The following is an 11154-nucleotide window of genomic DNA, read 5'->3' on the forward strand; positions in this document are numbered from 1 at the left end:
ATGGCCCTGATGCTCCAGCCCTGCTGGCGCAGCGATGCCAACGTCACTCTGTCTTCTGGCTGCAAGTGTTCGTATCTCGTTCCCATGTGTGTACATTACCCTCGGTGAGGGTGTTGCACTTCAGATTTGAGACCGCCCGGTGAAAAATGGACCGCTGCGGTCGATTTGCAGCCGACGATTTCCAAGTCCGACAGGCTCCTGGGTGCCAATCAACGCTGGTGAAGCCGCTGGGTACGGTCAGCAGCGCTGAGCGTTTTCGCCCGACAGGTCAGGCGAAGTTCGCTTGGGCAAAGTTCCAGTTCACGAGTTTGTCCAAAAACGTTTCAACGAATTTGGGGCGCTGGTTGCGGTAGTCGATGTAGTAGGCGTGCTCCCAGACGTCCACCGTCAGCAGGGCCTTGTCGCCCGTGGTCAGGGGGGTGCCGGCAGCACCAGTGTTCACGATATCAACGCTGCCATCAGCCTTCTTGACCAGCCAGGTCCAGCCCGAGCCGAAGTTACCCACCGCGCTTTTCAAGAAGGCTTCACGGAAGGCCGCATAGCTGCCCCACTTGGCGTTGATGGCAGCCGCCAGCGCGCCCGATGGTTCGCCGCCACCTTGCGGGGCCAAGCAATTCCAAAAGAAGGTGTGGTTCCAGATCTGGGCAGCATTGTTGTAGATGCCGCCGCTGGATTTTTTGACGATGTCTTCCAGCGACATCGCCTCAAATTCAGTACCCTTTTGCAGGTTGTTGAGGTTGACCACGTAGGCGTTGTGGTGCTTGCCGTGGTGGTACTCCAGTGTTTCCTGGCTGTAGTGCGGGGCCAGCGCGTCAATCGCGTAGGGCAGCGGGGGAAGGGTGTGTTCCATGGTGTGGTTTCCTCGTGGTTTGAAATGGGGGCCTACGCAACGGACCAGCCGTTGATCGGCCAGCGGCAGGGCAAGCGCGCATTGTAGGAACATCGCGTGGCCTGCGCAGCAAAGGCCTTTGCGGGGGTGCGTGTCCTGGCAGAACGCGCCATCGACGCACGGCCCCGGGCACCGGGGTCTGATTCGGCGGTCAGAGCAGCCGGGCTTGCTGCGCCACGGTCAGGTCCACAGCCCCATCGGCCAACGTGGCTTTGAGGGCATCACCGGGCTTGGCTTGCCTCACACTGACCACAGCGCGGCCTGCGCTGTCGGTCAGCATGGCATAGCCGCGCTGCAGCACCAGATGGGGATCGAGCAGGCCCAGGCGCAGCTCGGCGCGGTCCACGCGTTCCACATGCCGATGCACGCACTGCCGCAGCGCCTGCAACAGCCCCATTGCAAGCGTCGACTGGGCATGCTGCTGCTGTTGCACGCGCAGGTGCGCGGCATGCCGCATGCGCTGCACGAGCTTGGTTAGCTGCAGATGCTGCCGCATGGCCAGCGACGAGGGCCTGCCCAGGCGCGCTGCCACCTGGTCGAGGCGCTGGGAGCGCGTGTCCACCTGCCGCTGCACGGCATCGCCCAGACGCGCGCCCAACAGGTCCAGGGCCCGCAGCCATGCGTCACGCGGCTGAGCCACCAGCTCTGCCGCCGCGGTGGGCGTCGGGGCGCGCAGGTCAGCGCAGAAATCGGCGATGGTGAAATCGGTCTCGTGCCCCACGCCGCACACCAGCGGAACCGGGCTCTGGACGATGGTGCGAGCCAGCTGTTCATCGTTGAACGCCCACAAGTCCTCGATGGAGCCACCGCCGCGCACCAGCAGGATCACATCGATGGCTGGCATCGGCGTCAAAACCGCCTCTGACGCCTGCCCCTTCTCGGCCATGCGATACAACTTTAATAGCGCTGCCACCAGCGATGCCGGGGCGCCAGCGCCCTGTACCGGCGTGGGCACCAGCACCACGGGAATGTGCGGCACTCTGCGGCGCAGGGCGGTCACCACGTCGTGCAAAGCGGCAGCGCCCAGCGATGTGACCAGACCAATGCCCCGTGGTTGCAGGGGCAGGGGCCGCTTGCGGGCCGCGTCGAAGAGCCCTTCGGCCTCCAGGGTCGCCTTCAGGCGCAAAAACTGCTCAAACAGAGCGCCCTGCCCCGCGCGCTGCATGCTCTCCACGATGAACTGCAGGTCGCCGCGGGCCTCATACACGCCCAGCCGCCCGCGCAACTCCACCAGTTCCCCATCCCGTGGCGAAAAGTCAAGCAGCATGGCTGCCCGCCGGAACATGGCGCAGCGTAGTTGCCCGTTGGCGTCTTTCGCGGTGAAGTAGCAATGACCGCTGGCTGCGCGCGAAAAGCCCGTGATCTCGCCGCGAACCGCGACGGGATTGAATCGCGACTCCAGGGCATCAGCAATGGCGCGGCATAGCGCGCCAACTTCCCACACACGCGGCGCCAGGACTGGACTTTGCCGGTCAGACATCCGTGTTCTGGCCGTTTGACGCAGAGTCGGCAGGGTCAGTACTCCACAGATCGAGCGGAGCAGCCCCGAGGGGTTCACGCAGCATCAAACCCCCACGGAAAACACGAAAATACGTGTAACCCATTGATTTATAACGATTTTTCATTGCCTCATTTTTCATCAATCTGTTGCAAGCACGGCGTGGCGCCGGTTTCCTTGGCAACCAGACCCCGTTGCCCACAAAGTTATCCACAGTTTTTGTGGGTCCGCCGAGCCCGAAAATTCGAACGCAACAAGGTAACTATTTGTGACGCGGGCAATGGTGCAAGCTGGGCCATAATCGCCGCTGCCCTTTAAGTGCCCGGAGAGAGATTTGCTGTCCATCATACAAGCCGCCGGCTGGCCCATCTGGCCCCTGATTGCATGTTCCGTGCTCGGAATGGCCCTGATTTTTGAGCGATTTGTCGCCCTCAAAACGGCCCGTGTGGCCCCCCCCAGGCTGTTGAATGAGGCGATCACCGTATCGTCGCGCTCGATCCCCACGCCGGACGTAGTGAACCAGTTGGCGCAAAACTCCGCCCTGGGCGAGGTGTTGGCCGCCGGGCTTCGCACCCTCAACAGCAATCCGCAGTGCAGCGAAACCGATCTGCGCGCGGCCATGGAGGGCGCAGGTCGCGCGGTCGCTCACCGGCTTGAAAAATACCTGTCGGCGCTTGCCACCATCGCGTCTGCAGCGCCGCTCCTGGGCCTGCTCGGGACCGTCATCGGCATGATCGAGATTTTCGGGTCCCAGACCGGCACCGGTGGTGTGGGCCAGGCAATGGGCGGGGGCAACCCCGCGCAGCTGGCCCACGGCATCTCGATTGCGCTGTACAACACCGCCTTCGGACTTATCGTGGCGATTCCCGCGCTGATCTTCTGGCGGTATTTCCGCGCCCGGGTGGATGCGTACCTGCTCACGCTGGAACTCGCTTCCGAGCAGTTTTTGCGTCACATCCTGCGCTACAGCAAGGCGCGCTGAGGCATCGGCAGGCACCCGCCCGCAGTCCGGGTTCGATGCCCGCGCAACACCACAATTTTCATGAACTTCAGCCCCCGCCCCAAGGATGAGCCCGAGATCAACCTCATCCCCTTCATCGATGTGCTGCTGGTCATTCTCATCTTCCTGATGCTGACCACCACCTACAGCAAGTTCACCGAGCTGCAGCTGACGCTGCCCGTGGCAAATGCCGAGCCGCAGCGTGATCGCCCCAAGGAAGTCATCGTTGCCGTTGCCGCGGACGGCCGCTATGCCGTCAACAAGACCTTGGTGGAAGGCAAGAGCGTGGACGCCGTGGCCCAGGCGCTGCGCGCAGCCGCCTCGACGGGGGCCGGCACCGTGATCATCATCAGCGCCGATGCGATGTCACCGCACCAGTCGGTGGTCACCGTGATGGAGGCCGCGCGGCGCGTGGGCCTCACGCAGGTCACCTTTGCCACACAGTCGTCGGCGGGTGATCGGACGGCGAACAGCCGTTGACGATCGCGTGGTGACCGCGTGACCGCTGCCGGGCAGTCACCACAGCGGTCCGCTGGGTCAACCGTCACGCGCATCCAGCAGCTTCAAGCCTGGCTGCGGCGCGCATGGCGCACACGCGGCCCCGTCGCTCTGGCGCTGTGGCCTTTCGCCCTGATTTACGGCGCTGTAGAGGTTGTTCGCAGCGGGCTGTACCGCAGCGGTCTTTGCCGATCCGGGCACCCCGGCAAACCCGTCATCGTGGTGGGCAACGTCATTGCGGGCGGCGCGGGAAAAACGCCCGTGGTCATTGCGCTGTCAAAGCATCTTCAGGCCCGCGGCCTGCGTCCCGGAGTGATTTCAAGGGGGTATGGGCGTCGGTCCCGGGCCTGCATGGAGGTCCTTGCCGACAGTTCCACCGAGGATGTCGGTGACGAGCCGGCGCTGATGGCCCGCAGTTGCCCCGGGGTGCCTGTGTTCGTGGCGGCGCAGCGCATGGACGCAGCGCGGGCGCTGTTGTCCGCCCATCCGGACACCGATGTCATCGTGTGCGACGACGGCCTGCAACATCTGGCGCTGCGGCGCGATATCGACATCTGTGTGTTCAACGACGACGGGGTGGGCAACGGCCTTCTCTTGCCCGCAGGCCCCCTGCGGCAACCGTGGCCACAGCACGTGGACTTTGTGCTGCATGCGGCCTCGGCGCCACCTGCGCGGACGTCGTCACCCGCCTTCGCTGTGCGGCGCTGCCTTGCACCCTGGGCCGTGCAGTCGGACGGCCAATGCATTGCGCTCAGTGAACTGAGGGGCCAGCCCTTGCATGCCGTGGCCGCCATCGCACGGCCTGACGCTTTCTTCGACATGCTCCGGGCGGCCGGCCTCACGCTTGCATCCGTGCAAGCCCTTCCAGATCACTATAATTGTGATAGCTTTAATCCCTTTATAGACGGGCGTAACCGTGTGATTTGTACTGAAAAAGACGCCGTCAAACTTTGGAGCAAAGATCCATCGGTGCTCGCCGTGCCCTTGCTTATGGACATCGATGCGCGATTTTTCCAGGCGCTGGATGCTGCCCTGGATCGGCGGCTGCAGTCCGGCACGGCCCTGCATTGATCGCGCACTTGGCGCGTTGCCAGCCCAAGCCCAAGCCCTGGCCACCGTCCGCGCTCGCGCATCGCACATGACACGTCTGGCGGGCGGGATATCTATATTGGCACGGGCCCTGCCCCCCACCGCTATGATCGCGCCGAGGCTCGCTCTGAGCCCGCGCGTGCGACACCATTGGGGTAGACCGCGCCCACCACACATCCCCCGCGCCATGGATCCCAAACTGCTCGAACTACTGGTATGCCCTGTGACCAAGGGCCCACTGACCTATGACCGTGAGGCGCAAGAGCTGATCTCGCGCAGCGCCCGGCTGGCCTACCCGGTGCGCGACGGAATCCCGGTACTGCTGGAGACCGAAGCCCGCCCCCTGAGCGACGAGGAAATCGAGCGGTGAGCGCGGTGGCCAGTCGGCCGCAGCCCGCGGCGCGCTCTGTGGGGTCACCAGGGTTCACGGTGCTCATTCCGGCCCGACTCGCCTCGAGCCGCTTGCCAGAAAAGCCGCTGGCAGACATTGCCGGGCTGCCAATGGTGGTGCGCGTGGCGCGCAGAGCTGCCCAAAGCGCCGCCAGCCGGGTGGTGGTGGCCGCCGATGACATGCGCATCGTGGAAACCTGCGTGCGCCACGGCGTGGCGGCGATCCTCACGCGCACCGACCACGCCAGTGGCAGCGACCGCCTGGCCGAGGCCTGCGTGCAACTTGGGCTGGACGGCGACGATACGGTGGTCAACGTTCAGGGGGACGAGCCTCTGATCGACCCCGACCTCATCAACGCCGTCGGTGAACTGCTCATGGCCTCGGCCGATGCCAGCATGGGCACCGCGGCGCATGCCATCGAATCGCTGAGCGATTACCTCAACCCCAATGTGGTGAAGGTGGTGCTGGATGCGCATGGCTTTGCGCACTACTTCAGCCGGGCCCCCATCCCGTGGTGCCGCGACCAGCCCGACGCCGCGTGGTGGCAATCGGGCAATCCGGCGGTTCCTGGCGGTTTTGCCCCCCTGCGGCATGTCGGGATCTACAGTTACCGGGCTCGTTTTCTGCGCAGTTTCCCGGGCTTGGCCCCCGCTCCGACGGAGGCGGTGGAGGCCCTGGAACAACTGCGCGCGCTCTGGCATGGCCATCGCATCGCGGTCCATCTGGCGGACACCGCCCCCGGTCCCGGGGTCGACACGCCCGATGATCTGGCGCGCATTCGCGCCCTGCTGGCGGCCACCTGACTCACCGGGGGCGCCCATGCCCAAGCCAGTAAGTCCCGCGGAAGGGGTCGCATGCTATCCTCGAAAGTTACCAGAGCAGCGCACCCTGGGCGTATCAGCCACCGCCGCTGGCGCGCAGGCACAGACCCTGCCAGCGTCGCCGACCGATTTGTAACCTTTGAGGATTTCCATGAGACTGATTCTTTTGGGCGCGCCCGGCGCTGGAAAGGGCACGCAAGCCACCTTCATCTGCCAGAAGTACGGCATCCCTCAGATCTCCACCGGCGACATGCTGCGCGCCGCAGTCAAGGCCGGTACACCGCTGGGCCTGCAGGCCAAGGCGGTGATGGACTCCGGGGCCCTGGTGAGCGACGACATCATCATCGGTCTGGTCAAGGAGCGCATCGCGCAGGCCGACTGTGCCAACGGATTCCTTTTTGACGGATTTCCACGCACCATCCCCCAGGCTGACGCCATGAAGGCAGCGGGCGTCAAGCTCGACTACGTGCTGGAAATCGATGTACCGTTTGACGCCATCATCGAACGCATGAGCGGCCGCCGCTCGCACCCCGCCAGCGGGCGCACCTACCACATCAGGTTCAACCCGCCCAAGGTGGCAGGCAAAGACGACGTCACGGGTGAAGACCTCATCCAGCGCGATGACGACAAGGAAGAGACCGTGAAAAAGCGCCTGCAGGTCTACAGCGACCAGACGCGCCCCCTGGTGGACTACTACAGCCACTGGGCCAAGACGGATCCCGACCTCGCGCCCAAATACCGCGCTATCAGCGGTACCGGCACCGTCGAAGAGATCACCGCGCGGGCCCTGCGAGCGCTGTCGAGCTGAGGCGTCTGCGGGCAGCCCCCCGCCCAGCAGTTACGCCCGCAGCGGAGCTCAGGGGGCCGCCAGAAGGTCAAGCATCAACGCAATGCGCGCCTTGACCGGCGAAAGGCCGTGCGAGTCAGCGAATAAGTCTCCCGGCTTGGGCAGCACCTGCCCCCCCGTGCAGCGCGTGGCGCGCACCACCCGAACGCCTGCCGTCTGGGCGCGCAGCAGCGCGGCCTCCAGGGCATGGTGGATGGTCCCGTTACCCGTGCATGCAACCACCACGCCTTGCACCCCATCGCGCACCAGCGTGTCCACCAGGGCCCCGCTGGCTCCGGCATGGCTCAAAAGGATTTCCACCCGTGGGACCGCGGCTGCATTTGCTATGCTATTCATAGCTACTCGCGCTTTTTCGTCGCGCGCTGGTAGCCTGTTTTGTGCCCATCGAACCGTTCCTTCCTCGATCCAGCCCATGGGACCGGAGTCTCCCGAGGCAAAGGCGTTGACGCGATAGGGATGCACCTTTTGCACCAGCCGCGCGCCGTGCACCTCACCCGCCGCCACGGCGAACACGCCGCGCACATCCGCGGTCTGAGCCAGGGACACAGCGTCCAGCAGGTTTTGCGGCCCATCAGGGGTCAGCGCAGTCGCTGGGCGCATTGCACAGGTCAGTACCACCGGCTTGCTGCAAGACAGCACCTCGTGCAAAAACCAGGCGGTTTCTTCCAAGGTGTCCGTGCCATGCGTGATGACCACCCCCTTCACGGAAGGCCTGTCCAGGTGGTGCTGACACCGGTCAGCCAGGCGCTTCCAAATCTCGAAGTCCATGTCCTTGCTGTCAACCTGTGCCACCTGCTCGGTCTCGACACTTTTCCCCACGGACTCGTTCAGACCGGGAACCGATCGCAGCAGATCAGCCACCCCCACCTGAGCGGCTTGGTAAGCAATGTGGTTTGCTGCGCTGGAGGATGTACCGGCAATCGTTCCACCCGTCCCCAACACTACGATTGTTTGTCCTACCACTTGCACTCTCCGAAAAACTGATCAAAAATACAGCCACTGGATTAATAAACAGCCTATTCACCCAGCACCACCCAGGGAGCCCGTCATGCTCGACAACCCGAAACTCACCGCCCGCCAGCAACAGATTCTGGATCTCATCCAAACGGCCATCGCCCACACGGGGGCTCCGCCGACACGAGCTGAAATTGCAGCAGAGCTTGGTTTCAAATCAGCCAATGCGGCAGAAGAGCACCTGCAAGCGCTGGCCCGCAAGGGTGTCATCGAACTCGTCAGCGGCACCTCACGCGGTATCCGGCTGCGTAACGAAGCTTTGCGGTCCATCAACGCTGCGCGCGGCAGCCAGTTCAGCCTGCCCATACCCGGTATTTCACAACTCATGCTCCCGCTGGTGGGCCGCGTGGCTGCGGGGTCGCCCATTCTCGCGCAGGAACACGTTGACCAGACCTACTGCATCGAAAACAGCCTTTTCCAGCACAAGCCAGACTACCTCCTCAAGGTCCGTGGTATGTCCATGCGCGACGCAGGCATCATGGACGGTGATTTGCTGGCAGTGCAATCCACGAAAGAAGCCCGCAACGGTCAAATCATCGTCGCGCGCCTGGGCGATGACGTCACGGTCAAGCGGTTGCGGCGCACGGCCAGCGCCATCGAACTCCTGCCAGAAAATCCCGACTTTCCCGTGATCGTGGTCCAGCCGGGTGAGCCTTTCGAGATTGAAGGTCTCGCCGTGGGCCTGATCCGTAACACGATGCTCATGTAACCCCTTACCCCGGCTGACTGCGGGTGGCGGGCGTTCGGAGTGTCGTCGCGGCATTCCGGCCCTACAGTGCGGCCAATGTCCCCTCATGCAAGTGCGTTCCAGATCGGCTGGTATGGCCGGTTAAAGCACGCCGTTGCGCGAGTGGGTTTGCAATCCTGCCTGTGTCCAACCCCCGACCTTCGGAGTTTTCACATGGGAATGGTTTTACCCGCTTTCAACGCTCTCTTGCAGCATTTTGGCAAGCTGATCTTGTGGCTTCATGATGGCTGGCAGTACGCCACCCGAATTGTTCCCGCCTGGATCGACCGGCCTTCCGTGGGCCGCCCTGGCCCGATACCCGCCGCAGATCCGCAGTTCGACAGCCCGCAGCTTCCCTGGCATCGGTGGTCAAACCGCTCCCAGAACCAACGGCCGCCGCTGCCTTCCAGCGCTCCATCCCGTCAACCCCCTTTACGGAGCAACTGGCCGTTCACGGTACGGCCAGCGCCCGCCCCGACGCGGCCGGCGCCAGGAGCGAGCCATGACGGTCGCAGCCTGCTGGTGGCAGCGGTCGGCATGCATCGGCTCAGCGCAATGTCGACGGCCACGGAGCCCCAGGGTCGCGGTCGAGCGGCACGGTGCGCCGTTCGGCGATTTTCCGAGCCAGCCTCGGGCCGACTGGCCCTGTCAGGCCGGATGGAAGATGTGTGCGCAGAACTCGACCGGCTGGTCGCATCCGAGGCCAAGCAACGTCGCCAGACAGTCGCTGCCTGACGCTGTCGGCCGCGCAAAGGGTGCAACGCCCCTTGTGCGAATGGGTGCTTCGCGGCCAATCCCCGCACCGTCAGCGGTCGGTGCGGCACAACTTCTCCCCCGCGCCGCGTGCGGCCTACAGACGCAAGAGATGCCGTGTTCAGCCGGTCAAGCGCACCCGATCGGCTGGGCGCGCGTCGCCTGACCACGGCGCTCCACCGCGTCAAGAATCAGGGGACGTGCAGGGCACAATATGCATATGAATATTGTGATCCTCGACGACTACCAGGATGCAGTGCGCAAGCTCCATTGCGCCTCGAAGCTGGACGCCTACACAGCCAAGGTGTACACCAATACTGTCAAGGGGATCGGTCAGCTCTCGATTCGACTCAAGGACGCAGATGTCATCGTGCTGGTGCGGGAACGCACCCAGATCAGTCGTCAGCTGATCGAGAAACTGCCGAGGTTGAAACTGATCGCACAGACCGGCAAGGTGGGCGGCCATGTGGACGTGGCCGCTTGTACCGAGCGAGGGATCGGCGTCGCAGAAGGGGTTGGCTCGCCCGTCGCCCCGGCGGAACTGACCTGGGCACTGGTATTGGCGGCCATGCGGCGGCTGCCCCAGTACATCTCCAACCTCAAACATGGCGCATGGCAGCAGTCGGGGCTCAAAGCAGCCTCGATGCCCGCCAATTTCGGGCTGGGCACCGTGTTGCGTGGCAAGACCTTGGGTGTCTGGGGATACGGTCGTATCGGACAGTTGGTTGCAGGATATGGGCGTGCGTTTGGGATGAACGTTCTTGTATGGGGGCGAGAGGCCTCCCTCGCGCAAGCAATGACGGACGGCTACCAAACGGCAAACACCAAGGAAGAGTTCTTCACACAATGCGACGTGATCTCATTGCACTTGCGCCTGACGGACGACACGCGCGGGGCGGTGTCCCTGGAAGACTTATCGTGCATGAAGCCAACGTCGCTCTTGGTGAACACATCCCGAGCGGAACTGATCGAATCCGACGCCCTGATCGCTGCGTTGAACCGTGGTCGGCCCGGCATGGCGGCTGTGGATGTTTTTGAAAGCGAGCCCATCCTGCAAGGGCACGCGCTATTGCGACTGGAAAACTGCATCTGCACACCACACATTGGTTTTGTGGAGCAAGACAGTTACGAACTCTACTTCGGCGCGGCCTTTGACAACGTGGTGAACTTCATCAAGGGGACGCCGACCAACATCGTGAACCCTGGCGCCCTGCAGGTGCGCCGCTGATCGACGGGGCCAGGGCGCTGCCCAGGGTCATGCCAGATGGCGGCGACAACGGCAGACCAATAAACCTAAAAACGGCAGTTGACTGCTTGTCATCTTGCCGCACACCGCGTGGACTCGAGCCTTAGGTTGTTTTTGCAGCCTCACCTTTCGGGTGACAGCGCTATGCACTTGCCAGCGCCGCTTTTTGGAGCGCCATGCGGTGTTGCTCCTCCTTGCAGGCACGAGCCTGCCGCGTCGTCGCACCTTGCCTGGCACCCCAACAGCAGCGCTGGCAAATGCATCCAACTGCCGTTTCTAGGATAAAAAAGGCTTCCCGAAGGGAAGCCTTTTTTGACTGAGCGGCCACCACAGTGACCGACCACATGCCTCGCCTGCTTACAGCGGGGTCTTCTTGCCGTC

11 protein-coding genes are annotated in these 11154 nt (G+C 63.7%); 8 read left to right on the forward strand and 3 right to left on the reverse strand.

Annotated elements, in window-relative coordinates:
* Positions 1–268: 268 nt before the first annotated feature.
* Positions 269–850 carry a superoxide dismutase gene (locus ACK543_RS03690; protein ID WP_409941505.1) on the reverse strand — a complete coding sequence of 194 codons (582 nt, stop codon included), beginning with the start codon at positions 848–850 and terminating at the stop codon, positions 269–271.
* Between the two features lie 190 nt (positions 851–1040).
* Positions 1041–2369 carry an exodeoxyribonuclease VII large subunit gene (xseA, locus tag ACK543_RS03695; protein ID WP_409941506.1) on the reverse strand — a complete coding sequence of 443 codons (1329 nt, stop codon included), beginning with the start codon at positions 2367–2369 and terminating at the stop codon, positions 1041–1043.
* 352 nt (positions 2370–2721) lie between these two features.
* Here xseA and ACK543_RS03700 point away from each other — a divergent pair, with 352 nt between their 5' ends.
* The 6 genes from ACK543_RS03700 (at position 2722) to adk (ending at position 6994) form a co-directional block, all read left to right on the forward strand.
* Entirely contained in the window at positions 2722–3369 is a 648-nt protein-coding gene (locus tag ACK543_RS03700; protein WP_409941507.1) for a MotA/TolQ/ExbB proton channel family protein, read from the forward strand.
* Between the two features lie 60 nt (positions 3370–3429).
* Positions 3430–3867, forward strand: coding sequence for an ExbD/TolR family protein (locus ACK543_RS03705; RefSeq protein ID WP_409941508.1), 438 nt, complete (start codon positions 3430–3432; stop codon positions 3865–3867).
* 72 nt (positions 3868–3939) lie between these two features.
* A complete protein-coding gene (lpxK, locus tag ACK543_RS03710; protein ID WP_409941515.1) occupies positions 3940–4956 on the forward strand; it encodes a tetraacyldisaccharide 4'-kinase in 1017 nt (338 codons plus the stop codon).
* 205 nt (positions 4957–5161) lie between these two features.
* Positions 5162–5344, forward strand: coding sequence for a Trm112 family protein (locus ACK543_RS03715; RefSeq protein ID WP_409941509.1), 183 nt, complete (start codon positions 5162–5164; stop codon positions 5342–5344).
* A 59-nt stretch (positions 5345–5403) separates the two neighbouring features.
* Complete coding sequence (gene kdsB / locus ACK543_RS03720) at positions 5404–6168, forward strand: 3-deoxy-manno-octulosonate cytidylyltransferase (RefSeq protein ID WP_409941510.1); 765 nt, start codon at positions 5404–5406, stop codon at positions 6166–6168.
* A 169-nt stretch (positions 6169–6337) separates the two neighbouring features.
* Positions 6338–6994 (forward strand): adenylate kinase, encoded by a 657-nt coding sequence (gene adk, locus ACK543_RS03725; protein ID WP_409941511.1) that lies wholly within the window; start codon positions 6338–6340, stop codon positions 6992–6994.
* A 48-nt stretch (positions 6995–7042) separates the two neighbouring features.
* Here the strand turns inward: adk and ACK543_RS03730 are convergent, their stop codons facing one another.
* Positions 7043–8002, reverse strand: a complete 960-nt coding sequence (locus ACK543_RS03730) for an asparaginase (protein ID WP_409941512.1) — start codon at positions 8000–8002, stop codon at positions 7043–7045.
* 79 nt (positions 8003–8081) lie between these two features.
* On the opposite strand from ACK543_RS03730, the gene lexA reads away from it, so the two are divergent.
* Together lexA and ACK543_RS03740 are read left to right on the forward strand one after the other, a co-directional pair.
* Positions 8082–8756 (forward strand): transcriptional repressor LexA, encoded by a 675-nt coding sequence (gene lexA, locus ACK543_RS03735; RefSeq protein WP_409941513.1) that lies wholly within the window; start codon positions 8082–8084, stop codon positions 8754–8756.
* A 991-nt stretch (positions 8757–9747) separates the two neighbouring features.
* A complete protein-coding gene (locus ACK543_RS03740) occupies positions 9748–10755 on the forward strand; it encodes a D-2-hydroxyacid dehydrogenase family protein (RefSeq protein ID WP_409941514.1) in 1008 nt (335 codons plus the stop codon).
* The last annotated feature ends 399 nt before the right edge of the window (positions 10756–11154 follow it).

It is taken from the genome of Acidovorax sp. (assembly GCF_046341535.1).
Lineage (GTDB): Bacteria > Pseudomonadota > Gammaproteobacteria > Burkholderiales > Burkholderiaceae_C > Acidovorax.